General features: G+C 69.0%; 20 protein-coding genes. 15 read left to right on the top strand and 5 right to left on the bottom strand.

The genetic code is table 11. From position 1 onward, the window contains the following. Positions 1-1792: M3 family oligoendopeptidase (locus MHZ35_RS13665; RefSeq protein WP_239436151.1), on the top strand; the 1792-nt coding region annotated here is incomplete at its 5' end. A 209-nt stretch (positions 1793-2001) separates the two neighbouring features. Here the strand turns inward: MHZ35_RS13665 and MHZ35_RS13660 are convergent. The 3 genes from MHZ35_RS13660 to MHZ35_RS13650 form a co-directional block, all read right to left on the bottom strand. After that, the gene (locus tag MHZ35_RS13660) at positions 2002-3111 is read right to left on the bottom strand and encodes a lactonase family protein (RefSeq protein WP_239436150.1); all 1110 of its coding nucleotides are present in this window, start codon (positions 3109-3111) and stop codon (positions 2002-2004) included. A gap of 90 nt (positions 3112-3201) precedes the next feature. Further along, the gene (locus tag MHZ35_RS13655; RefSeq protein WP_165889971.1) at positions 3202-3342 is read right to left on the bottom strand and encodes a hypothetical protein; all 141 of its coding nucleotides are present in this window, start codon (positions 3340-3342) and stop codon (positions 3202-3204) included. Between the two features lie 124 nt (positions 3343-3466). Further along, a complete protein-coding gene (locus MHZ35_RS13650; RefSeq protein WP_239436149.1) occupies positions 3467-5623 on the bottom strand; it encodes an AsmA family protein in 2157 nt (718 codons plus the stop codon). Positions 5624-5806: 183 nt separating this feature from the next. Between MHZ35_RS13650 and rpmI the strand changes: the two genes are divergently transcribed. The 7 genes from rpmI (at position 5807) to MHZ35_RS13615 (ending at position 12602) form a co-directional block, all read left to right on the top strand. After that, positions 5807-6010 (top strand): 50S ribosomal protein L35, encoded by a 204-nt coding sequence (gene rpmI / locus MHZ35_RS13645; RefSeq protein ID WP_125961808.1) that lies wholly within the window; start codon positions 5807-5809, stop codon positions 6008-6010. Between the two features lie 13 nt (positions 6011-6023). Beyond that, complete coding sequence (gene rplT / locus MHZ35_RS13640; RefSeq protein WP_125961809.1) at positions 6024-6389, top strand: 50S ribosomal protein L20; 366 nt, start codon at positions 6024-6026, stop codon at positions 6387-6389. Between the two features lie 105 nt (positions 6390-6494). Further along, positions 6495-7115 (top strand): LysE family translocator, encoded by a 621-nt coding sequence (locus MHZ35_RS13635; RefSeq protein ID WP_239436148.1) that lies wholly within the window; start codon positions 6495-6497, stop codon positions 7113-7115. 72 nt (positions 7116-7187) lie between these two features. Beyond that, positions 7188-8264 (top strand): phenylalanine--tRNA ligase subunit alpha, encoded by a 1077-nt coding sequence (pheS, locus tag MHZ35_RS13630; RefSeq protein WP_239436147.1) that lies wholly within the window; start codon positions 7188-7190, stop codon positions 8262-8264. Continuing rightward, positions 8261-10639 (top strand): phenylalanine--tRNA ligase subunit beta, encoded by a 2379-nt coding sequence (pheT, locus tag MHZ35_RS13625; RefSeq protein ID WP_239436146.1) that lies wholly within the window; start codon positions 8261-8263, stop codon positions 10637-10639. The genes pheS and pheT overlap by 4 nt, the downstream gene beginning before the upstream one ends. Beyond that, positions 10632-11504 carry an aldose 1-epimerase family protein gene (locus MHZ35_RS13620; protein ID WP_239436145.1) on the top strand — a complete coding sequence of 291 codons (873 nt, stop codon included), beginning with the start codon at positions 10632-10634 and terminating at the stop codon, positions 11502-11504. Before pheT ends, MHZ35_RS13620 begins: the two co-directional genes overlap by 8 nt. 66 nt (positions 11505-11570) lie before the next feature. Then, complete coding sequence (locus MHZ35_RS13615; RefSeq protein ID WP_239436144.1) at positions 11571-12602, top strand: glycosyl hydrolase family 43; 1032 nt, start codon at positions 11571-11573, stop codon at positions 12600-12602. A 4-nt stretch (positions 12603-12606) separates the two neighbouring features. On the opposite strand, the gene MHZ35_RS13610 is transcribed toward MHZ35_RS13615, so the two are convergent. Continuing rightward, positions 12607-12846, bottom strand: coding sequence for a hypothetical protein (locus tag MHZ35_RS13610; RefSeq protein WP_239436143.1), 240 nt, complete (start codon positions 12844-12846; stop codon positions 12607-12609). A gap of 5 nt (positions 12847-12851) precedes the next feature. After that, the gene (locus tag MHZ35_RS13605; RefSeq protein ID WP_239436142.1) at positions 12852-13421 is read right to left on the bottom strand and encodes a lysozyme inhibitor LprI family protein; all 570 of its coding nucleotides are present in this window, start codon (positions 13419-13421) and stop codon (positions 12852-12854) included. A 199-nt stretch (positions 13422-13620) separates the two neighbouring features. On the opposite strand from MHZ35_RS13605, the gene MHZ35_RS13600 reads away from it, so the two are divergent. From MHZ35_RS13600 to MHZ35_RS13570, 7 genes are all read left to right on the top strand, one after another. Then, a complete protein-coding gene (locus tag MHZ35_RS13600) occupies positions 13621-14907 on the top strand; it encodes a thiamine pyrophosphate-dependent enzyme (RefSeq protein WP_239436141.1) in 1287 nt (428 codons plus the stop codon). A 50-nt stretch (positions 14908-14957) separates the two neighbouring features. Continuing rightward, entirely contained in the window at positions 14958-15962 is a 1005-nt protein-coding gene (locus tag MHZ35_RS13595) for an alpha-ketoacid dehydrogenase subunit beta (RefSeq protein WP_239436153.1), read from the top strand. Beyond that, a complete protein-coding gene (locus tag MHZ35_RS13590) occupies positions 15962-17323 on the top strand; it encodes a dihydrolipoamide acetyltransferase family protein (protein ID WP_239436140.1) in 1362 nt (453 codons plus the stop codon). Before MHZ35_RS13595 ends, MHZ35_RS13590 begins: the two co-directional genes overlap by 1 nt. A 62-nt stretch (positions 17324-17385) precedes the next feature. After that, complete coding sequence (locus MHZ35_RS13585) at positions 17386-18624, top strand: class I SAM-dependent methyltransferase (protein ID WP_239436139.1); 1239 nt, start codon at positions 17386-17388, stop codon at positions 18622-18624. A 277-nt stretch (positions 18625-18901) separates the two neighbouring features. Beyond that, complete coding sequence (locus MHZ35_RS13580) at positions 18902-20245, top strand: MATE family efflux transporter (RefSeq protein WP_239436138.1); 1344 nt, start codon at positions 18902-18904, stop codon at positions 20243-20245. Positions 20246-20336: 91 nt separating this feature from the next. Further along, positions 20337-21554 carry an argininosuccinate synthase gene (locus MHZ35_RS13575; protein WP_239436137.1) on the top strand — a complete coding sequence of 406 codons (1218 nt, stop codon included), beginning with the start codon at positions 20337-20339 and terminating at the stop codon, positions 21552-21554. 146 nt (positions 21555-21700) lie between these two features. Further along, positions 21701-23314: a hypothetical protein gene (locus MHZ35_RS13570; RefSeq protein WP_239436136.1), complete on the top strand. Its 1614-nt coding sequence runs from the start codon at positions 21701-21703 to the stop codon at positions 23312-23314. Positions 23315-23369: the final 55 nt, after the last annotated feature.

Raw genomic sequence — 23369 nt, 5'->3', positions numbered from 1 at the left:
GCCCGCCGCCCCCGCGCCCGGCAGCACCACCGCCGCCTGGGACCTGACCGAGCTCTACCCGACCGATGCCGCCTGGGACGCCGCCCGCGTGAAGGCGCTCGCCGAGGCCAAGGCTTTGGCGCAATGGAAGGGCCGGCTCGGCGAAAGCGCCGACGTGCTCGCCCAGGCGCTCTCCGCCCAGTCCGACGTCGGCCGCACCGTGTCGCGCATCTACACCTACATCAGCCTCAAGGCGGACGAGGACGTGCGCGTCGCCGCCAACCAGGAACGCCGCGCCCAGGCGACCGACCTGTGGGTGGCACTCGGCGAGGCGACCGCCTGGACCGGCCCCGAGCTGATCGCGCTCGGCCGCCCGAAGATCGAGGCGTTCACCGCCCAGAACACCACGCTGCGCACCCGCTTCGCCATGGTGCTCAAGAACGTCCTGCGTCAGGCCGAGCACACGCTCAGCCCCGAGGGCGAGGCGCTGCTCGCCAGCGCCGGCGCCGCGCTGTCGGGTCCGGGCGAGACCGCCGAGCAGCTGCGTTCTTCCGACATGCCGCGCCCGACCGTCCAGCTTTCGACCGGCAAGTCCGTGCGGCTCGACGACCAGGGCTATTCGCTCAACCGTGACGCGCCCAACCGCGCCGATCGCAAGCAGGTGTTCGACGCCTTCTGGAAGAGCTACGGCGCGTTCGAAAGCTCGCTCGGCTCGGCCTATGTCGCCAAGATCAAGGGCGACATCTTCAACGTCCGCGCCCGCAAATACCCGAGCTCGCTGGCAGCCGCGGTGTCGGGCGGCAACATCCCGGAGGGCGTCTACCGCACGCTGGTGCAGGAGACCAACGCCGGCCTGCCGCAGCTCCACCGCTATTTCGAGCTGCGCCGCCGCATGCTCAAGCTGCCGGACATGGCGTACTACGACATCTACCCGCCGCTGGTGTCGCTCGACCGCCGCTTCACCCTGTCGGACATGCGCACGCTGACGCTGGAGGCGACCAAGCCGCTAGGGCCCGAATACGCCAAGCTGATCGCCGAGGGTACCGCGGCCCGCTGGATGGATCCCTTCCCGCGCACCGGCAAGCGCTCGGGCGCGTACATGAACCCGGGCGCCTACGACGTGCACCCCTATCTGCTGCTCAACCTCGGCGAGAACTACGAGGGGCTGTCGACCTATGCGCACGAATGGGGCCATGCGATTCACTCGCTGCTCTCCAACCGCGCCCAGCCCTATGACATGGCCGACTATCCGATCTTCCTCGCGGAGATCGCGTCGACCGCGAACGAGGCGCTGCTGGTCGACATGATGCTCAAGCGCGCCAAGACCCGCGAGGAGAAGCTCTTCTACCTCGGCCAGCGCATGGAGAGCATCCGCGGCACCTTCTTCCGCCAGGCGATGTTCGCCGAGTTCGAGCTGGAGGCGCACGAGCTGGCCGAAAAGGGCGAGGGCGTGTCGGGCGCGCGCTTCACCGCGCTCTACCTCGACCTGCTCAAGCGCTACCACGGCCCCAAGGTCGCGATCGATCCGGCCTATGCGATCGAGTGGGCGTACATCCCCCACTTCTATTCCAACTTCTACGTCTACCAGTACGCCACCTCGATCACCGCGGCGGAGTATTTCGCCCGCTCGGTGCTGACCGGCGGCGCGGCGGAGCGCGACCGCTATCTGACGGTGCTGAAGGCGGGCGGATCGGACTATCCGATCGACATCCTCAAGCGCGCCGGCCTCGATATGACGAGCCCCGAGCCGTACCGCCAGCTCGTCCAGAGCTTCAAGGAAACGCTCGACCAGGCCGAGGCGCTGCTGGGCTAAAGCTGGAGGGGAGGCGGCGACGCCTCCCCAACCCTTCCCGTGCTCCTGCGCAGGCAGGAGCCCAGGGTTTCAGACGCAGTCCGCTGTTGTTCTGCTGCGCCCCGCATGCGCAGGGATAGAAGGGTCGGAAATCGGTTGCGTGCTTCGCGAGAGTCGGGCGCGCGCTGGAAACAACTGCGCGCCGGCTCCAAACTCCGGTGAGCTTCCCCTCAGACCGTCAGATACGCAACACCCGGCACCGGAACGCCCTGGGATGCCGCCGCCCGCAACCTCCCGTCGCTCCCGACCCGCAGGCTCGCCACCGTGCCGGAACGCTGGTTCGCCACCAGCATCTCGTCCCGCTCTTCCAGCAGCAGGAACATCCGCGGCCAGTCTCCGCCGCACCCGACATGCTGGAGCAGCGTCAGCCCGCCGTCCCGGGCGACGGCGAACACCGCGATGCTGTTGTGCCCGCGATTGGAGACATAGAGTCGGCCCCCCCTGCGGTTGAGCGCGATGTGCCCCGCCGCCGAAGACCCGGCGAACCCCGCCGGCAGCGTCGACACCACGCCGCGCCGACGAAAGCTCCCGTCCCCTTCCGCGCCGAGGATCGTCACCGTGTTGGCGAGCTCCGCCACCAGATACGCGACCGGCAGCCGCGGATGCCGCGCCAGGTGGCGGGGCCCCGATCCTGGTTCGGCACGATAGGCGATCGTCGTCTTCGCCAGCGCGCCCGATCGCGGATCGAGGTGGTGGGCAAAGACCGCGTCGGCGCCCAGGTCCACCGAATGCAGCAGCGGCGCTCCCGGCGCAAAGCCGACCCAATGGGCATGGGCGCCGGCCTGCCGCTCCCGGTTCGGGCCGCTGCCCGCATGAACGATGCGCGCCGCCTCGTCGATCGGCAGCCCGGTCGCGGGGTCGAGCTTCCAGACGGCCAAGCTCCCGCTCGAATAATTCGCCACCGCCAGCACACGACCGTCCGGGCTCAGCGCGACATGGCAAGGATCGGCGCCCAGCGTCGACACCCGCGCCAGCCGCCGGAAGTCGCGCCCATAGATGCCGAGCGCCCCCTGGGCCTGCTCATCCACCAGATAGCGCAGGCCGCGGGCCTCGCTCCGTACGCCGAACGAGGCATTGGCGATTTCCGCAAAGGCACGGCCCGGCGTCCAGCCGCCGTTCGACGGCTCCAGCGGCACGAACCCGGCGCCGCCCTCCTGCACATAGGTGCCGGCAAGCACCCTGCGGCTTTGCTGCGCCAGAAGCCGGGTCGGAAACGCCGCAGCAGCGGCGGCGGCGGCGACAAGCGTCCGTCGCGACAGGGAAAGCGGAGAAGAAGCCATTCCCGCTTGATGGCGCAGGTTCATGCGCAAGGTCAAAGGCCCTGCACCGCGTCGATCCGGACTCGCCGTCCGCTGGCGCCTCTTGCCGGCTTAGCGGGCGCCTGCCCCGGCCGCCTGCTCCCGTGTGGCGATGTTCCTGCCGATGCCGTACCCCGACGCGAACAGAAACGCGACCAGCCCGACGATCAGGAAACCCAGCAGCACAGCCTGCGCCGGTTGCGGCTTTTTCATGAGAACCGCGCCTTTCGATGTCACGCTCGAGAAACGTCCTCAAAGAGGATCCGATCTCTTCGCATGTTCTCGTGGCAGTGAAGCCCAGCTGTCAAGCGGAGGAGAAGAGCAGCCCCGGCCAGCTTCAGAAGATCCCCAGGAACTTCTTGCGCTGCTTCTTCTTCTCCTCGCCCGAGGCCTTGCCGTCCTCGTCCTTCGACGTGGTGCCCGCCCCGACGTCGTCGCGCGGCTTGCCCTTGGTGGTGCGCTGCGCCTTGGCGGTGGCGCCGGCGAGGATGGGCCCGCACGCGGCCGATTTGGCATCGCCCACGTCGACAAAGGCGAGCAGCCCGCCGATCGGCGTCGCCACTGCCGCCAGGCCCAGGCCGATGCCCGCGCGCCCGACCAGCTCCGGGCTGATCACGTCGAAGCCCGGCTCCGCGAAATAGCCGTTGATCCCGACCGGCGACTGGCCCGCGAACAGCGAGAACTTCTTGGAGTCCGCCCGGAACGCCAGGTCGATCGCCTCGGTCTTGAAGCTGAAGCCGCCACGGCCGAGCATGACGTTCTTCTGCGTGTCGATCAGGATCGGGTCGGCCGCCGCGACGCCGTTGCGCACGGTGAAGCCGATCAGCCCGCAGTTGATCTGCACCGGCTCCTTCAGCTTGTCCTCGAACATCTTCTGGATGAACGTGCCGACGTCGATTTCCGACAGCTGGATGTTGCGCGTCCAGAAGCTGCCCTTGGGCATGATGAAGGCGATGCGCCCGTTGGAGCTCGCCAGCGAGTCGTGCACGCTGTTGCCGCTGCCCGTCATCTTCACGCGCGCCGAAATCGTGCCGCTGGTGCCCGCCTCCGCCACGCCGAAGCCCGCGAGCAGCCGGCCCATCGGCGTCGGCGTCAGGCGGATGTCATAGTCGGTGAAGACCGGCGCCCGGCGCGCGTTGATGCTGATGTCCGACAGCACCGTGCCGCGCGCCATGGTGAAGTTGAGTGGCGAGAGTTTCAGCAGCCTGTCGTCGAGCGACAGCCCCAGCTTGATGTTGGAGATCGGCACGTTCTCCGACCGCACCTGCCGCACCGTCCAGTTGACCTTGGCGTCGAAGTTCTTGAGCGCGTCGACGTTGAGGGGCGTGTCCGGCAGCAGCCGCGGCGTGCCGCCCACCCGCGTCACCGTGCCCGCCTTGCCCTGCTTGTCCAGCCGGTCGGGATTGTAGCCGATGAAGGGCGCGACATCGATCATGTCCAGCCGACGGGTGGCGAGGTCGGCGGTCAAGTACATGCGCGGCTCGCGCTGGAACACGCTGAACGCGCCGCTGAGGTCACTGTCTCCGAACGTGCCGCGCAGCCCCGTGAAGCGCCACTCCTCGCTCCGCTTGGTGAGCGCGGAGGCGAGATGGTAGCGCCGCGTGTCGGGCACGGTCAGCCCGAACACCTCGAACAGGTTCGCCAGGTTGCGGCCGCGCAGGTCGACCTTCAGGTCCGATCCCTCGATCACCGTCGGCTCGGGCAGCGTGCCGGTGACGGTGCCCACCGCATCGACCGCCCGCACGATCAGCGCCAGCTGGGTCTGCCCACCCGCCAGCGCCGCGTTCGGCGACAGGAGCGCGCCGGTCAGCGTGAACGGAATGCCACGCGCACGCCCATCTCCGTCGAACCGCACGGCGTTCGCGACCTTGCTGTCGCGCGCCTCCACGGTGCGGAAGCGGACGTTGGCGAGGATCCGCATCGACGGATCGCTGTAGCGCAGCCCCGAGTTGCTCACCGCTGCCTGGCGGATCACCGGCATGTCGAACGGCTCGCCCTTGGCGTTGGGGTCACCGAAGGTCCAGCTGTTGCGGCGGTGGTCGGCGTCCCAGGCCAGGTCGACGCGCGCCCCGTCCAGCCCCAGCCAGTTGATCCGCCGCTGGCCGAACAGGAAGGTGAAGGTCGCGATCTGGCTGTCGAACTTCCGCGCTTCCAGGAAATTGCCGCCGCCCGCCCACTCGGGATTGGACACGGTCAGCCCTTCGGCCAGGAACTTCAGGTTGATCGGGTTGAAATACAACTGGAAATCGCCCGCGACCCGCACCTGCCGCTCGGCAGAGCTCGACGCGATCTTCTCGAACGTGCCCTTCAGGAACCGGCCCTTGGTGATGAACAGGATCGCCCACACCAGGAACAGTGCGATGAAGATGCCGAGCACCACCCGCAGCAGGATGGTGAGCCAGCGCGGCCGCCCGCGTCGCGGCGGCGCCGCCGGAGTTTCGGCGGGCGGCGGCGGCACATCGTCCGCGACAGGGGGCAGTTCGCGATCAGCCATGCGGCCAAAAACTCGCCGCCGGCGTAACGAGTTCCCGCGCACCGCCCGCTGCGGTTGCGCATGCACCGCCGTTGCGCTAAGCGCGCCGTCTTTCCACGACTCTTCGAGCCCGTCTCGAGGGATCGCCCGGCCAAAAGGGCTGCCGCGGCGATCTGCTGGGTCGTGACACACAAGGAGAAAAAAATGCCCAAGCTCAAGACCAAGAGCGGCGTGAAGAAGCGCTTCAAGTTCACCGCCACCGGCAAGGTGAAGCACGGTGTGGCCGGCAAGCGCCACCGCCTGATCAGCCACAATGCCAAGTACATCCGCCAGAACCGCGGCACCTCGGTGCTCGCCGACGCCGACGTCGCACACGTCAAGGCGTGGGCGCCCTACGGTCTGCGCTAAGGAGGTCTGACACATGGCACGTATCAAGCGCGGCACCACGACCCGCACCAAGCACAAGCGTATTCTGGATCAGGCGAAGGGCTATTATGGCCGTCGCAAGAACACGATCCGCATCGCCCGTCAGGCCGTCGAAAAGGCCGGCCAGTACGCCTATCGCGACCGCAAGGTTAAGAAGCGGACCTTCCGCGGCCTCTGGATCCAGCGCATCAACGCCGGCGTCCGGGCCGAGGGCCTGACCTATTCGCAGTTCATGCACGGCCTGAAGCTCGCCGGCATCCAGCTGGACCGTAAGGTCCTGGCGGACATCGCGATGCACGAAGGTGAGGCATTTACCGCCATCGTCGCTCAGGCGAAGGCGGCGCTGCCCCAGGCCGCCTAAGCGACCTGCAGCGTTACGCGAACATGGGGCGTCGGTGGCAACACCGGCGCCCTTTTCGTTTTCGCCCTTGGCCATTCAGTGGCCAGGGCAAGTGAGGAGGCACGAATGGCGATGCACCTCTGGTGGCTCTACGTCACCGCCGTGTTCCTGATCGCGGGCACCCCCGGCCCGAACATGCTGCACGTCATGGTGCAGAGCATCCACCACGGCCCGCGCCGCGCGGTCTTCTCCATGGCCGGGCTGATGAGCGCCAACCTGCTGTGCCTGCTCGCCTCGGCAATGGGACTTGGTGCGCTGCTCCAGGCGTCGCCCCGGCTCTACGGTGCGCTGCGCTTCGCCGGTGCCGCCTATCTGATATGGCTCGGGATCAAGGCTTGGCGGGCCCCGGTCTCGGATGCTCCCAAGGCGGAGGGCTTCACCCGCAGCCGTCCCGGCGCGCTCTATGCGGCGGGACTCGGCACCGGCCTCTCCAACCCGAAGCTCATCGTCTTCGCCGCCGCGCTGTTCCCGCAGTTCCTCGACCCCAGCCGCCCCTTCTGGCTTCAGCTGGCGATCCTGGTTGCGACGTTCGTGGTGATCGAGGGCGGCTGGTACACCGCCTATGCGCTCGGCGGCCGCTCGCTCGCGCGCTGGCTCGCGCCACCGCGCCGCCAGCGGCTCTTCAACCGCGCAACGGGGTCGCTGTTCATCGGCTTCGGCGGCCTTCTGCTCGCCGCTCGCGCGTGACGGACCCCGGAACGGCTTGACCTGAGCCGCCGACTAAGGTTCGGACCTCCCAATCTTGCGAACGGAATTCCAATGACCCCCGATCTCGAACAATTGCGAGCCGACCTCCTGGCGGCGATCGACGCGGCCGCCGGGCTCGACGCGCTCGACGCAGTGCGCGTCCATGCGCTCGGCAAGCAGGGCGCCGTGACCGGCCTCTTGAAGACGCTCGGCGGCATGACGCCCGAGCAGCGCCAGGTCGAAGGCCCCCGCATCCATGCGCTGCGCGAGTCGGTGACCGAGGCGATCGCCACCCGCAAGGCGGCGCTGGAGCAGGCGGCGCTCGACGCCCGGCTCGCTTCCGAGACGCTCGACATGACCCTTCCGGTCGATCGCACCGCCCCCGGCAGCGTCCACCCGGTCAGCCAGGTGATGGACGAGCTCGCCGAGATCTTCGCCGACCTGGGGTTCGCGGTCGCGACCGGTCCGGAGATCGAGGACGACTGGCACAATTTCACCGCGCTCAACATCCCGGAGACGCATCCGGCGCGCGCGATGCACGACACCTTCTACCTCGCCGGCGAGCATGAGCGGCCGATGGTGCTGCGCACCCACACCTCGCCCGTGCAGATCCGCACCATGCTGTCGCAGAAGCCGCCGATCCGCATCATCGCGCCCGGCCGCGTATATCGCTCGGACAGCGACGCCACCCACACGCCGATGTTCCACCAGATCGAAGGGCTGGTGATCGACAAGGGCATCACGCTCGCCCACCTCAAATGGACGCTGGAGACCTTCCTCAAGGCGTTCTTCGAGCGCGAGGACATCGTGCTGCGCCTGCGCCCGAGCTACTTCCCCTTCACCGAGCCTTCGGCGGAGGTCGACATCGGCTACACGATGCAGAAGGGCAAGCGCGTCGTCGGCGGCTCAGAAGGCTGGATGGAAGTGCTGGGCTCCGGCATGGTCCACCCCAAGGTGATCGCCGCCTGCGGCCTTGACCCGGACGAATATCAGGGCTTCGCCTTCGGCACCGGCGTCGATCGGCTCGCGATGCTGAAATACGGCATGGACGACCTGCGCGCCTTCTTCGACGGCGACCTGCGCTGGCTCAAGCACTACGGCTTCTCGGCGCTTGACGTGCCCACGCTGTCGGGGGGAGTGGGCGCATGAAGTTCACCCTTTCCTGGCTGCGCGAGCACCTCGACACCGACGCCTCGCTCGACGCGATCCTCGACGGCCTGACCCGCATCGGGCTGGAGGTCGAGGGCGTCGAGAACCCGGCCGCGCGCCTCAATGGCTTCCGCGTCGCCCGCGTCCTCACCGCCGAGCGCCATCCGCAGGCCGACAAGCTCCAGGTGCTGTCGGTCGACGCCGGCGACGGCCCGCTCCAGGTGGTGTGCGGCGCCCCCAACGCGCGCGCCGGCCTGGTTGGCGTGTTCGGCATGCCCGGTGCGGTCGTCCCCGCCAACGGCATGGAGCTGCGCGTCGCCGCGATCCGCGGCGTCGAATCCAACGGCATGATGTGCTCCACCCGCGAGCTGGAACTCGGCGAGGACCACGACGGCATCATCGAGCTGCCGGCCGACGCGCCGGTCGGCACGACCTTTGCCGACTATGCCGGCCTCGACGATCCCGTCATCGACGTCGCGATCACCCCCAACCGCCAGGATTGCATGGGCGTGCGGGGCATCGCGCGTGACCTCGCCGCCGCCGGCCTCGGCACGCTGCGTCCGCTCGACGCGGTGCTCGGCGACCTGCCCGCGATCGTGCCGCAGGGCGCCGGCCCCGACGTGTCCACCCAGGACCCGGAGGGCTGCCCTGCCTTTTTCGCCCAGACCGTTTCCGGCGTCACCAACGGCCCCTCGCCCGACTGGCTGCAGCGCCGCCTGACCGCGGTCGGCCAGAAGCCGATCTCGGCGCTGGTCGACATCACCAACTTCGTCATGCTCGGCCTCGGCCGCCCGCTGCACGTCTACGACCGCGCCAAGCTCCAGGGCGGGCTGGTCGCTCGACATGCTGCGGCCGGCGAGCAGGTGCTGGCGCTCAACGGCAAGACCTACGCCCTCGCCGGTGGCGAGACCGTGATCGCCGACGACACGACCGTGCACGACATCGGCGGCATCATGGGCGGCGAGCATTCGGGCGTGTCGGAAACGACCACCGACGTGCTGATCGAATGCGCCTATTTCACGCCGGAGACGATCGCGCGCACCGGCCAGAAGCTCGCGCTCACCTCCGACGCGCGCCAGCGCTTCGAGCGCGGCGTCGATCCCGCCTTCCTCGACGAAGGCCTCGCGATCGCCACCCGCCTGGTGCTCGCCCTGTGCGGCGGCACCCCCAGCGAAGTCACCCGCGCCGGCGAGCCGCCTGTCGACCCGCGCCTCGTCGCCTACAATCCGAACCTCGCCGAAACCCTGGGCGGCCTCGCGGTCGCGCCCGAGCGGCAGCAGGAGATCCTCGAACGCCTCGGCTTCGTGGTCGATCTCGAATGGAACGTGGTGGTGCCGAGCTGGCGCCGCGACATCGACGGCCCGGCCGACCTGGTCGAGGAAGTGATCCGCATCGAGGGCATCGACAACGTCCCCTCGACGCCGCTGCCGCGCCCCGCCGGCGTCGCCCGCCCGACCGCCACGCCCGAGCAGAAGCTGGAGCGCCGCCTGCGCCGCTCGGCCGCTGCCCGCGGTCTCAACGAGGCGATCACCTGGAGCTTCATCGCCGAGGATGCGGCCGCGCCGTTCGGCGGCGGCGCCTGGAGCCTCGCCAACCCGATCAGCGAGGACATGAAGGTCATGCGCCCCTCGCTGCTCCCGGGCCTGCTGTCGGCCGCGAACCGCAACTTGAAGCGCGGCGCCACCGGCGTGCGCCTGTTCGAGATCGGCCGCCGCTACCTGGCCGAGGGCGAACGCCTGACGCTCGGCGTCGTCCTCGCCGGCGAGCAGCGCAGCCGCGGCTGGCAGGCCGGCAAGGCCGCGCCCTTCGACGCGTTCGATGCCAAGGCCGAAGCGCTCGCGCTCCTCGAAGCTGCCGGTGCGCCGGTCGCCAACCTCCAGGTCATGGATGGTGCAGGGGACGCCTATCACCCCGGCCAGTCAGCGACGCTGCGGCTGGGGCCCAAGACGGTGCTCGCCGCCTTCGGGACGCTCCATCCGCGGCTCGCCAAGGCGTTCGACCTGTCCGGCCCAGTGGTCGCGGTCGAGCTGTTCCTGGACGCGCTCCCGGGCAAGCGCGGCACCGGCTTCATGCGCCCAGCCTATGCGCCGCCGGCGTTGCAGGCGGTGACGCGCGACTTCGCCTTCCTGGTACCCGCAAGCGTCAGCGCCGATGCACTGGTGCGCAGCGTACGCGGTGCCGACAAGGCGACGATCGTCGACGCCCGCCTGTTCGACGTCTTCACCGGCGCCGGGGTCGAGGAGGGCATGAAGTCGCTGGCGGTCGAGGTCACGCTCCAGCCGGGCGAGAAAAGCTTCACCGATGCGGAGATCAAGGGGGTCGCCGACAAGGTCGTCGCCGCCGCCGCCAAGCTGGGAGCCAGTTTGCGTGGCTGATCGGGTGGAGATCGGCAACGGCACGCTCACGGCGGCGATCGACCCGCTCGGCGCCGAGCTCGTGTCGCTGCGCGATGCGCAGGGCCGCGAGCTGATGACCGACGCCGATCCCGCCTTCTGGACGGGCCACGCGCCGATCCTCTTTCCGATCGTCGGCCGGCTGGCGGGCGACCGCTACCGGCTCGACGGCCGCGACTATGCCCTGCCCCAGCACGGCTTCGCCCGCCGCCGCATCTTTACGCTGGCAGAGCAGGGCGCGGCGCACGTCCGCTTCCGCCTTGAGGACGATGCCGAGAGCCGCGCGGTCTACCCGCGCGCCTTTGCCCTCGACGTCACCCATGCGCTCGACGGCGCGACGCTCACCACCACCGTCACGGTCACCAACCGCGACACCCGCGACCTGCCGGCCAGCATCGGCTTCCACCACGCCTTCGCCTGGCCGCTCCCCTATGGCCGCCCGCGCGACGCCCACCGCATCACCTTTGCCCAGCACGAGCCCGCCAGCCTCGCGTCGATCGAGGACGGGCTGATCGCCCCCGCCCCACGCCCGAGCCCGCTCCAGGACCGCGTGCTGCCCCTCTCCGACGCCCTCTTCACCGAGGATGCGCTCGTCTGGCAGCAGCTCGAAAGCCAGTCGCTGCGCTACGACGCCGGCGAAGGCCCTGCCCTGGAGATCGGCTTCCCCGACACGCCGATGCTCGGCATCTGGACCAAGCCCGGCGCTGCCTTCGTCTGCGTAGAGCCCTGGCACGGCATCGCCGATCCGGTCGGCTTCACCGGCGAGATCTGGGACAAGCCCGGCATGATGCGCGTCGCCCCGGGCGCCACCCGCAGCGCCGTCATGTCGGTGACGCTGCTGCCCTGACCGGGGCTGCTGGACAAATCCGCCTCTCTCCTATTTGTATGATCAAAAGATCATCGGGAGAGAGCCATGCGAACCTTCTGGAAGCGCGGTGTCGTCGCGGCGCTCGCCGCCCTTGCCGCAGCCCTGCCCGCGACCGCGCAGGTGGCACCCGGCGGCCCCGTCACGCCCTATGTCGATCCGGCCAAGGCCTATCTCTTCGCCCACATGACCAAGGAGCGCTACGGCGTCCTCTATTACTCGGTCAGCCTCGACGGCTTCCACTGGACGCGCCTCAACGGCGGCAAGCCCGTCTCCGCCGATTATCACGGCCACGCCTCTATCGCTCAGGGCCCCGACGGGCGCTACTATCTGGTCGGCAACAACAGCGACGAGGACCCGCTGATCCGCTTCTGGGTCTCCGACGATCTCGTCCGGTGGGCGCCGTTCGGTACCTACCGTCCCGATCTCAAGAACATTCCCGGCCACCCGCACGCCATGCAGCGGATCGGCGCGCCGAAGCTCATGTTCGACAAGCCCTCGCGCCAATTCCTGCTGACCTGGCACACGCCCAACGAGGACGGCAACCGCGAAGATCCGGAGCGCTATTGGGCCAGCCAGCGCACGCTCTACGTCCAATCCCCGGACCTCAAGACCTTTGCGGTCAGGCCCCGCCGCCTGTTCAGCTGGGACATGGCGACCATCGACACCATCCTCCAGCCCGATCCCCGCGGCGGCTATTGCGCGGTGATCAAGGACGAACGCTACCCGTCCTACGAATGGACCACCGGCAAGACGATCCGCATCAGCTGCGCCGCCAGCCTGCTCGGCCCCTACCCGCTTCCGGGAGCCCCGCTCAGCCCGAACTTCCGCGAGGCGCCGACGCTGATCCGCTCGCCCGACGAAAAGGACTGGCTGCTCTTCTACGAGCAATATGCCGGCACCAGCTACGGCCTTTCGATGGCGCCGACGCTGCAGGGGCCGTGGTACCAGGTGTCGGGCAACAGCGGCGTTCCCGAATGGAACCGCTACGAAATGCCCGCCGGCACCCGCCACGGCTCGATGCTGTCGATCAGCCGCAAGCAATATGACGCCCTGCGCGCCGCCTTTCCCGAAGGCTGAGGCGTCAGCGCGACTTGCGCCGCAAGAGGACCGCGCCGGCCACCAGCCCCAGCACCAGCAACAACGGCAGTTCGAACAGCCACCACCGGTCGTCGCCGTTCATCTCCCAGGGCCAGGCCGCCCGGCACCCGGTGGAGTTGGGTGCATAGCCGCACGCCATCGAACGCGCGAAGCTCGAGACCAGGAACGCCAGGGCCGCGATCCCGGCGGCGAGCACGAACAGCAGGTTGGACAGCGCGCGCACCGCGATCAGCCCGCCATCGGCTGCAGCGTGATCCGCCGCCGCACCGTCTCGTGCAGCAGGCACATGGGCACCTCGACCATGTCGATCGTCCCGCCGGTCCGCTGCTCCTCGCACTCGGCGTCCCGGCGCTGGATCCAGGCCCGCTCCTCGTCCCGCAGCTTCGCCTGCTCCGCCGGCCCGCGCTTTGCCATGGCCGACTTGTAGGCCGCGTTCAGCCGCGCGTCCTGCACCGCCAGTTCGTCCCGCACGCACGCCCCCATCGCCACCGACACGCCCTTGGCCGCATCGCCGGAGTTCAGGCACGCCTCCAACGCAGGCGAAAGCTGCGCCTCGACGTCCGCCTCGGTGATGTCCAGTGCCGGCGGCTTCTGCGGCAGGGCCGTCGCTGTCGGCTCCGGCGAGGCGACGGGCGCGGTGGCTGTCGGCACCGGTGCGACCGTCGCCGCCGCTTCAGGCACCGGCTCCGTCGCCGCATTGTCAGGTGCCGCCGTACCCCCGCCGTCGCAGGCGGTGGCGAACAGGATCAGCGCCAGGCCGAAGCCGCGCGTCGGGAGGGGGGGCGAGAGCATGGCCATGCCGTTCCATAGGCCGCCACGGCCGCGAGCGCGAGCGCGAGCGAAGCGGTTGCGCCTGCCGCCGGAAACCACCCGATCGCCGCGACGCTGCACCGCAGCGACGATCCTGGCTTCCGCCGGCCTTTGAAATTTTATAACACTCGCTTGAAACGAGTCTGCGCGGGGTTCCGGCCCCGGACGGCAGGCCTAGGAGAGACGAGTGAGCGAAGAGTCGCTGCGACCCAATCTGCCGCCCCTGGCGCTGCACGTGCCGGAGCCCCGCTTCCGCCCCGGCGATCCCGTCGATTTCGCGGAGGTTGCCATCCCCCCCGCCGACGCGGCCCGCCGCCCCGACACCAGCGCGCCTGCGGCCGAGTTCCACGAGCTCGCCTACACGCTGGTGCGCGTGCTGGACGAGGACAATCAGGCGGTGGGTGCCTGGAACCCGCGGCTCGCGCCCGAGGTGCTGCGCCGCATGCTGCGCTCGATGGCCCGCACCCGCGCGTTCGACGAGCGCATGTTCCGCGCCCAGCGCCAGGGCAAGACCAGCTTCTACATGAAGTGCACGGGCGAGGAGGCGGTCGCCGTCGCCGCCACGCTGGCGCTCGACTATGAGGACATGTGCTTCCCCAGCTATCGCCAGCAGGGGATCATCATCACCCGCGACTATCCGCTGGTCGAGATGATGAACCAGATCTACTCGAACAGCGGCGACAAGCTTCACGGCAAGCAGCTGCCGATCATGTATTCGGCGCGCGACACCGGCTTCTTCTCGATCTCGGGCAACCTCACCACCCAATATCCCCAGGCAGTGGGCTGGGCGATGGCGTCGGCGGCCAAGGGCGACACCCGCATCGCCGCCGCCTGGTGCGGCGAGGGCTCGACCGCGGAGGGCGACTTCCACTCCGCCTGCACCTTTGCCGCCGTCTATCGCGCGCCCGTCATCTTCAACGTCGTCAACAACCAGTGGGCGATCTCCAGCTTCTCGGGGTTCGCGGGCGCCGAGGCGACGACCTTTGCCGCGCGCGCAATCGGCTATGGCATCGCCGGGCTCCGGGTCGACGGCAACGATGCGCTCGCGGTCTACGCCGCCACCAAATGGGCGGCCGAGCGCGCCCGCACCAACCAGGGGCCGACGCTGATCGAGCATTTCACCTATCGCGCCGAGGGGCACTCCACCTCCGACGATCCCTCGCAGTACCGCTCCGCCGAGGAAGCGACCGCCTGGCCCTTGGGAGACCCGATCGCCCGCCTGAAGGCGCACCTCGTCGCGATCGGCGAATGGGATGACGAACGCCACGCCGACATGGACCGCGAGGTCGCGGAGGAAGTCCGCGCCGCGCAGAAGGAGGCCGAGAAGAACGGCGTGCTCGGCCACGGCCTGCACCAGCCGCTCGACAGCCTGTTCGACGGCGTGTTCGAGGAGATGCCCTGGCACCTGCGCGAGCAGCAGGCGCAGATGGTCGCCGAGGAGGCCGCCTCCGGCCGGCCGTGGGCGCGCAAGTGAGCGAGGAAGCAGTGATGGCGGACACCTCCGCTCCGGGCGAAACCGCGCCCATGAACATGATCCAGGCGATTAACTCCGCGCTCGACGTCATGATGGCGCGCGATCCGGACGTGATCGTGATGGGTGAGGACGTCGGCTATTTCGGCGGCGTGTTCCGCGCGACCGCCGGTCTCCAGAAGAAATACGGCAAGACCCGCGTCTTCGACACGCCGATCACCGAAACCGGCATCGTCGGCGTCGCGATCGGCATGGGCGCTTATGGCCTCAGGCCCGTCCCGGAGATCCAGTTCGCTGATTACATCTATCCCGCCCTCGACCAGCTCGTGTCGGAAGCGGCGCGCCTGCGCTACCGCTCGGCCGGCGAGTTCATTGCGCCCATGACGGTGCGCTCGCCGTTCGGCGGCGGCATCTTCGGCGGCCAGACGCACAGCCAGAGCCCCGAGGGCATCTTCACCCACGTGTCGGGCATCAAGACGGTGATCCCGTCGACGCCCTATGATGCCAAGGGGCTGCTGATCGCCGCGATCGAGGACAACGATCCCGTCCTCTTCTTCGAGCCCAAGCGCATCTACAACGGCCCATTCGACGGCCATTGGGACCGGCCGGCGAAAAGCTGGGCGGGGCATCCCGCCGCCGTCGTGCCCACGGGCTATTACCGCGTGCCGCTCGGCAAGGCGGCGGTGGTCCGCCCGGGCGAGGCGCTCACCATCCTCGCCTATGGCACCATGGTCCATGTCTGCCAGGCCGTGGTCGAGGAAGCCGGCATCGATGCCGAGATCCTGGACCTGCGCACGCTCGTCCCCCTCGATATCGAGGCGATCGAGGCGTCGGTGAAGAAGACCGGCCGCTGCATGATCGTGCACGAGGCGACCCGCACCTCCGGCTTCGGCGCCGAGCTGTCGGCGCTGGTGCAGGAACGCTGTTTCTACCACCTGGAGGCGCCGATCGAACGCGTCACCGGCTTCGACACGCCGTACCCGCACAGCCTGGAATGGGCCTATTTCCCCGGCCCCGTCCGCATCGGCGAAGCGCTCAAGAAAGTGATGAGGACCTGATGGCACGCTTCAGCTTCCGCCTACCCGACATCGGCGAAGGCATATCCGAGGCGGAGATCGTCGCCTGGCACGTGGCCATCGGCGACCGCGTCGAGGAAGACGCGCGCATCGCCGACATGATGACCGACAAGGCGACGGTCGAAATGGAAAGCCCCGTCGCCGGCATCGTGATCGAACTCGCGGGCGAACCCGGCGACTCGATCCCGATCGGCTCGACGCTGGTGGTGATCGAAACCGAGGCGGAGACCGAGAGCGACACCGTCGTCGCGGAAAACCCCGGCGTGGAAGTCGCGACGGACGCCACACCGGCCTGTCTCACTCCGCCCGAGGCGGACGGCGCCGCGTCCACGCTCCCCACCCGTACCCCGGCGAAGGCCGGGGCCCAGTCGGGAGACGCCCGCGAGGAAAGCGCAGCACCCGCCACTACGACCAACGATGCTGGGCCCCGGCCTTCGCCGGGGTACGAAGAGGGGCAAGGGCACAAGCACCCCATCCTCGCCTCGCCCGCAGTCCGCGCCCGCGCCCGCGACCTCGGCATCGACCTGTCCCAGGTCCGCACCGAAACCGACCGCGTCCGCCACTCGGATCTCGACGCCCACCTCCGCTACGGCCAGTCCCAGGGCTATCACGCCCCCCACGCCAGCCGTGCGCGCGACGACCAGCCGGTGAAGGTCATCGGCATGCGCCGCCGCATCGCCGACAACATGGCCGCGTCCAAGCGCCACATCCCGCACTTCACCTATGTCGAGGAAGTCGAGGTCACCGCGCTCGAAGCCATGCGCGCCGACTTGAACGCCAACCGCGGCGACCGGCCCAAGCTCACCCTGCTGCCGCTGTTCATCGCCGCGCTCTGCCGCACCCTTCCCGACTTCCCGATGCTCAACGCCCGCTATGACGACGAGGCCGGCGTGGTCACCCGCCACGGCCGCGTGCACATGGGCATGGCAACGCAGACCGATGCCGGCCTGATGGTACCCGTCCTCCGCGATGCGCAGGACAAGAACGTCTGGCAGCTCGCGGCCGAGATCACGCGCCTGGCCGAGGCCGCCCGCACCGGCAAGGCGCGATCGGAGGAGCTGTCGGGCGGCACCATCACCGTCACCTCATTGGGGCCGCTGGGCGGCATCGCCACCACCCCGGTCATCAACCGGCCGGAGGTCGCGATCGTCGGGCCCAACCGCATCGTCGAGCGCCCCGTGTTCGTGAATGACGGCCGCGGCGGCGACATCATCCGGCGCGCCAAGCTCATGAACGTGTCGATCTCGTGCGACCACCGCGTGGTCGATGGCTGGGATGCGGCGAGCTTCGTCCAGGCACTCAAGAAGCTCTTGGAAACGCCCGTACTGCTCTTCGCCGACTGAGCGGGAGGTATAATCGGACCGAGCGGTAGCTTTCCGCCCCCGAAACGATTAGCCTCGCCGCCATGGCACTGATCGACATGTTCTTCGCGCGGGCCGTTCAAAAGGGCCAGCTGACCGTCCACCATGCCAACGGGAGTACCGGCCGCTTCGGCACGCCGGACCCCGGTTACCCCGACGTCACGATCCGCTTCACCGATCGCAAGGTGCTCGCCTTGATCGTGCGGGACCCGAGCCTCGGGGCGGCGGAAGCCTTCATGGACGGGCGGCTGGTGATCGAGCAGGGCGACATCCGCGACCTGCTGGTCCTGTTCAAGAAGAACAACCTCTGGGAAGCGGGCGAAAGCAAGCTCAAGGCGCGCGGCATGCGCCTCGTCGCCAACGCCGTGCTCCACCGGCTCGATCGCTACAACCAGGCGCGCCAGTCGAAGCGCAACGTCGCCCATCACTACGACCTGTCCGACCGGCTCTACGACCTCTTCCTCGACGTAGACCGCCAGTACAGCTGCGCCTATTTCACCGATCCCGCGATCAGCCTGGAACAGGCGCAGGTCGACAAAAAGGCGCACATCGCCGCCAAGCTCGCGCTGCGCCCGGGCATGCGCGTGCTCGACATCGGCTGCGGCTGGGGCGGCATGGCGCTCTACCTCCACCGCAAGACCGGCGCGGAGGTGCTGGGCATCACTTTGTCGGAGGAACAGCTCAAGGTCGCCCGCCGCCGCGCCGAGGAAGCGGGCGTCGCCGACAAGGTCCGCTTCGAGCTGATCGACTATCGCGCGGTCCAGGGCCGGTTCGATCGCATCGTCTCGGTCGGCATGTTCGAGCATGTCGGCCCGCCCCAGTACCGCACCTTCTTCGCCAAGTGCCGGGAGCTGCTCACCCCCGACGGCGTGATGCTCCTCCACACCATCGGCCGCGCCGGCGGGCCGGGGGTGACCGACCATTTCACCGCCAAGTACATCTTCCCCGGCGGCTACATCCCGGCCTTGTCGGAGATCGTCCGCGCGCATGAGGGGAACAAGATGTTCCTCACCGACGTGGAGGTGCTGCGCCGCCACTATGGCTTCACCCTCGCCCACTGGTACGACCGCGCCGTCGCCGCCCGGCAGGCGATCGTCGACCTCTACGACGAGCGCTTCTTCCGCATGTGGACCTTCTATCTCGCCGGCTCGCAGGTCAGCTTCGACTATGGCGGCATGGTCAACTACCAGCTCCAGTTCGCCCGCTCCCGCGATGCCCTCCCACTCACCCGCGACTATATGCTGGAAGAGGAACGGCGCCTGCACGAGGTGGCGGAGGCCTGATCCAGGCAATGATGCCAATCCCCACACCCGTTCGTGCTGAGTAGGGGCTGAGCTCGTCGAAGCCCCGTATCGAAGCCCCCCCCAAGCCTTCCCGCTTGTTTCGAGTAGCCGTCGAGCTTGTCGAGACGGCGTATCGAGAAAGCGGTTGCCGCACCTCTCTCGATACGGGCTCTCGGCAAGCTCGATCCCTACTCGAGACAAACGGAGAGGAGCAGAACGTCGGCCTGTGCCTCCACATCGCTTGCACCCAACCGCCCGAGCGTAGCACGGCAGCCCCATGACCACGCCCACCCCGCTCACCCGCGCCTCGATCTTCCAGCAGGCGTGGCCGATCATGCTCGGCCAGACCACCGTGCCGTTGGTCGGCATGGTCGACACGGTCGTCATTGGCCGCACCGGGGACGCCGCCGCCCTCGCAGGCGTGGCGCTCGGCACCACCGTCATCAACTTCCTGTTCTGGAGCTTCGGCTTCCTGCGGATGGGCATGACGGGCATGACCGCCCAGGCCCAGGGTGCCGGCGATACGGAGGAGGTCCGCGCCATGCTGCTGCGCGGCCTGGCCCTGGGCTTCGGGCTCGGCGTCGTGCTGTTCGCGCTCCAGCTGCTGCTGGTCCCGCTCGCCTTCGCGCTGCTGGCAGGCGGCGGCGCGCTCGACGCGGCGGCGAGCGGCTATGTCAGCGGCCGCTTCGTGGGGGCGCCCGCCAGCCTGGGCGTGTTCGCGCTCAACGGCTGGCTGCTCGGGCTCGGCCGCACGCGCGCGGCGCTGCTGCTCCAGATCGCGATGAACCTCGTCAATGCCGTGCTCGACATCTGGTTCGTCTGGGGGCTGGGTCTCGGCGCACGGGGCGTCGGCCTCGGCACCGCCTGCGCCGAATGGAGCGCGCTGCTGCTGGGCATCTTCCTGGCGCTGCGCATCCTCGGCCCCGGCGCCCTCACAGGCCTGCGCGCGCGGCTGTTCGATCGCGACAAGCTGCGCCGGCTGTTCGCGGTCAACGCCGACATCATGGTCCGCACCGTCGCCCTGCTGGTGCTGTTCGGCTGGTTCGCCAATGCGGGGGCGCGGCTGGGCGCAGTCCCGCTCGCCGCCAACCACGTGCTGATGCAGTTCGTCTCCGTCTGCGCCTTCGTGCTCGACGGCTTCGCCTTCACCGCCGAGTCGCGGATCGGCGAGGCGATCGGCCGCGGCGCGCGCAGCGAGCTTCTGCGCGCCACCCGCCTCACGGGCGAGTTCACGCTCATCGCCGGCGCCGCCTTCGCGCTCCTGATCCAGGTCGCCGGCGTGCCGCTGATCGCCGCCGTCACCGACAATCCGGACGTCCGCGCCCACGCGATCGCGCTCCTGCCCTTCGCCGCGCTGGTGCCCTTGGTCGGCGCCCCCGCCTGGCTGCTCGACGGCGTGTTCATCGGCGCCACCGCCGGCAAGAGCCTGCGCAACGCCGCCGTCGCCGCCACCCTGCTCTACCTCGCCACCGATCTGCTGCTGAGGCCGTGGGGCGCGGTCGGCATGTGGGTCGCGCTGCTCGCGAGCTACCTCTACCGCGCCGCCGGCCTCGGCCTCGCGCTCCCGCGGCTGGTGCGATCCGTCGGCCAACCGCTTGCGGAAGCGCCGCGCGAGGCATAGAGCGCGCGCGCAACCTGCCCGCGTGAGAAGCGCCGGCCCGCCCTGCCACCGGCACGCGGGCCCCGGTGTGGGCATTTCGGAGAACAAGCTGATGGCCGACAAGATCAATCGCGTGGTGCTCGCCTATTCGGGCGGCCTCGACACGAGCGTGATCCTGAAATGGCTGCAGACCGAATATCAGTGCGAGGTGGTGACCTTCACCGCCGACCTCGGCCAGGGCGAGGAGCTCGAGCCCGCCCGCAAGAAGGCCGAGCTGATGGGCGTGAAGCCCGAGCACATCTTCATCGACGACCTGCGCGAAGAGTTCGTGAAGGACTATGTCTTCCCGATGATGCGCGCCAACGCGCTCTACGAGGGGCTGTACCTGCTCGGCACTTCGATCGCGCGCCCGCTGATCGCCAAGCGCCAGATCGAGATCGCCAAGATGGTCGGCGCCGACGCCGTCAGCCACGGCGCGACCGGCAAGGGCAACGACCAGGTCCGCTTCGAGCTCGGCTATTACGCGCTCCAGCCCGACATCAAGGTGATCGCACCCTGGCGCGAATGGGACCTCACCAGCCGCACCGCGCTGATCGACTTCGCCGAGAAGAACCAGATCCCGGTCCCCAAGGACAAGCGCGGCGAGAGCCCCTTCTCCACCGATGCGAACCTCCTCCACACCTCGTCCGAGGGCAAGGTGCTCGAGGATCCGTGGGAAGAGGTGCCGGACTATGTCTTCTCGCGCACCGTCAACCCTGAGGACGCGCCCGACCAGCCCGAGATCATCACCATCGATTTCGAGGGCGGCGACGCGGTGGCGATCAACGGCGAGGGCCTTTCGCCCGCGACCCTGCTCGCCAAGCTCAACGACCTCGGCCGCACCCACGGCATCGGCCGTCTCGACCTGGTCGAGAACCGCTTCGTCGGCATGAAGAGCCGCGGCATGTACGAGACCCCGGGCGGTACCATCCTGCACGCCGCGCACCGCGCGATCGAGCAGGTCACGCTCGACCGCGGCGCCGCCCACCTCAAGGACGAGCTGATGCCGCGTTATGCGGAGCTGCTCTACAACGGCTTCTGGTTCTCGCCGGAGCGCGAGATGCTCCAGGCCGCGATCGACCACAGCCAGACCAAGGTCACCGGCACCGTCCGGCTGAAGCTCTACAAGGGCGGCGTCCACGTCATCGGCCGCAAGTCGCCCTATTCGCTCTATTCGGAAAAGGTCGTCACCTTCGAGGACGACCAGGGCGCCTATGACCAGCGCGACGCCGCCGGCTTCATCAAGCTGAACGCGCTGCGCCTGCGCCTGCTCGGCCGCCGCGACCGCTAAAGGCTTCGTGGGGCCGGTGCAGCCGCGCCGGCCCCGCTCCTTTCCTCCCCATGTCGCAGCTTCTGCCCCCCTCCTCGCCGCGCGCCGGGCGGCACGCCGACGCGCATTCGCTTGCCGCCGGGCAGATGCCCGGTAAAAGCGAGCCCATGCAGGGGAATGGGGCAACGCCACACTGGTGGCAGACGCGATGGTTCGTGTTCGCGATGGCGGTGCTGGCCGCCGTGCCGCTGATGTGGCCGGAGATCCCCCCGCTCGTCGACCTGCCCGGCCACATGGGCCGCTACCGCGTGCAGCAGACCATCGGCACCGGCGCCGCGCCCTGGCTCACCGACTGGTACAACTTCCACTGGAGCCTGATGGGCAATCTGGGGGTCGATCTCCTGATCGTGCCCCTCCAGCCGATCCTGGGCCTGGAACTCGCGGTCAAGCTGATCGTGATGGCGATCCCCGTGCTGACCGCGGTCGGCCTGTTGTGGATCGCGCGCGAAGTGCACGGTCGCATTCCGGCGACGGCGCTGTTCGCGCTGCCGCTGGTCTACAGCTACCCCTTCCACTTTGGCTTCGTGAACTTCGCGCTGTCGATGGCGCTGGCCCTCAACGCCTTTGCGCTGTGGCTGCGGCTGGGGCGGCTGGGTAAGCTCAAGCTGCGCGGGGTGATCTTTGTGCCGCTGGCGGCGCTGATCTGGCTCACCCACACCTTCGGCTGGGGGACGCTGGGCGTGCTTGCCGCCTCGGCCGAGCTGATCCGCGAGCACGACCGCCGCCGCAACTGGTTCGCCGCCCTCTTCCACGCCGGGCTGCACTGCCTGGTACTCGCGCCCCCTGCGCTCCTCATGCTGCTGTGGCGCTCGGGCCATGTCAGCGGCCAGACCGCCGACTGGTTCAACTGGCGGCTCAAGATGCAGTGGGTCACCATGGTGCTGCGCGACCGCTGGCAGCTCTACGACATCGCCTCGCTCGCGGTGCTCTACCTGGTGCTGTTCAAGGGCGTGCGCGACCCCAACATCCAGTATTCGCGCAACCTGGGCCTGTCGGCGCTGTTCCTGCTCGCGGTCTACCTCCTGCTGCCGCGCATCGTGTTCGGCTCCGCCTATGCCGACATGCGGCTGGTGCCCTATCTGTTCGGCATCGCGCTGATCGCGCTCCGGCCCAAGCCCGGCATGTCGATCCGCCATGCCGCGACCGTCGCGGCGATCGGCCTTGCCATCTTCGTCGGCCGCATCGGCGCGACGACGGCCAGCTACTGGCTCTACGACCGCGACTATGACCAGGAGCTCGCCGGGCTGCCGCACGTGCCGGTCGGCGCCCGCCTCATCACCTTCATCGGGGAGACGTGCCACAACGAGTGGACGATGACGCGGCTGCAGCACCTGCCCGGCATCGCCCTCGAACGCCGCCTCGCCTACGCCAACGACCAATGGTCGATGGTCGGCGCGCAGCTGCTCACCACCCGCTACCCGGCGCGCGGCTTCTCGCACGATCCCTCGCAGATCGTGACGGACGTCCAGTGCCCGCGCGAATGGTGGCGGCCGGTCGCCGGTGCCCTCCACCGCTTCCCGCGCGACAAGTTCGACTATGTCTGGATGATCCGCCCGCCCGAATATGACCGGCGGCTGGAACAGGGCCTGATCCCGCTCTGGCGCAACGGCACCAGCGCAGTGTTCCGCATCGATCACCGCAAGCGCGCCGCGACGCTGATGCCGACCGACCTCTATGGCCCCGCCGGCCGCCGCATCGACCGCCCCACCCGCGAGTCCTGAGCCACGGGCGACTGTACCCCGGCGAAGGCCGGGGCCCAGTCGGGATGGCGGCAAT

The organism is Sphingomonas sp. ACRSK, from assembly GCF_022346685.1.
GTDB classification, from domain to species: domain Bacteria; phylum Pseudomonadota; class Alphaproteobacteria; order Sphingomonadales; family Sphingomonadaceae; genus Sphingomonas; species Sphingomonas molluscorum.
The sequence above is the reverse complement of the archived record's forward strand: the minus strand, read 5'-3'. Positions and strand labels throughout refer to the sequence as shown.

Excerpts from the sequence above, each read along its gene's own strand:
- MHZ35_RS13660 (WP_239436150.1), bottom strand. The coding sequence starts at position 3,111 with ATGGCTTCTTCTCCGCTTTCCCTGTCGCGACGGACGCTTGTCGCCGCC.
- MHZ35_RS13655 (WP_165889971.1), bottom strand. The coding sequence starts at position 3,342 with ATGAAAAAGCCGCAACCGGCGCAGGCTGTGCTGCTGGGTTTCCTGATC.
- MHZ35_RS13650 (WP_239436149.1), bottom strand. The coding sequence starts at position 5,623 with ATGGCTGATCGCGAACTGCCCCCTGTCGCGGACGATGTGCCGCCGCCG.
- rpmI (WP_125961808.1), top strand. The coding sequence starts at position 5,807 with ATGCCCAAGCTCAAGACCAAGAGCGGCGTGAAGAAGCGCTTCAAGTTC.
- rplT (WP_125961809.1), top strand. The coding sequence starts at position 6,024 with ATGGCACGTATCAAGCGCGGCACCACGACCCGCACCAAGCACAAGCGT.
- MHZ35_RS13635 (WP_239436148.1), top strand. The coding sequence starts at position 6,495 with ATGGCGATGCACCTCTGGTGGCTCTACGTCACCGCCGTGTTCCTGATC.
- pheS (WP_239436147.1), top strand. The coding sequence starts at position 7,188 with ATGACCCCCGATCTCGAACAATTGCGAGCCGACCTCCTGGCGGCGATC.
- pheT (WP_239436146.1), top strand. The coding sequence starts at position 8,261 with ATGAAGTTCACCCTTTCCTGGCTGCGCGAGCACCTCGACACCGACGCC.
- MHZ35_RS13615 (WP_239436144.1), top strand. The coding sequence starts at position 11,571 with ATGCGAACCTTCTGGAAGCGCGGTGTCGTCGCGGCGCTCGCCGCCCTT.
- MHZ35_RS13605 (WP_239436142.1), bottom strand. The coding sequence starts at position 13,421 with ATGGCCATGCTCTCGCCCCCCCTCCCGACGCGCGGCTTCGGCCTGGCG.
- MHZ35_RS13595 (WP_239436153.1), top strand. The coding sequence starts at position 14,958 with ATGAACATGATCCAGGCGATTAACTCCGCGCTCGACGTCATGATGGCG.
- MHZ35_RS13590 (WP_239436140.1), top strand. The coding sequence starts at position 15,962 with ATGGCACGCTTCAGCTTCCGCCTACCCGACATCGGCGAAGGCATATCC.
- MHZ35_RS13585 (WP_239436139.1), top strand. The coding sequence starts at position 17,386 with ATGGCACTGATCGACATGTTCTTCGCGCGGGCCGTTCAAAAGGGCCAG.
- MHZ35_RS13580 (WP_239436138.1), top strand. The coding sequence starts at position 18,902 with ATGACCACGCCCACCCCGCTCACCCGCGCCTCGATCTTCCAGCAGGCG.
- MHZ35_RS13575 (WP_239436137.1), top strand. The coding sequence starts at position 20,337 with ATGGCCGACAAGATCAATCGCGTGGTGCTCGCCTATTCGGGCGGCCTC.
- MHZ35_RS13570 (WP_239436136.1), top strand. The coding sequence starts at position 21,701 with ATGCAGGGGAATGGGGCAACGCCACACTGGTGGCAGACGCGATGGTTC.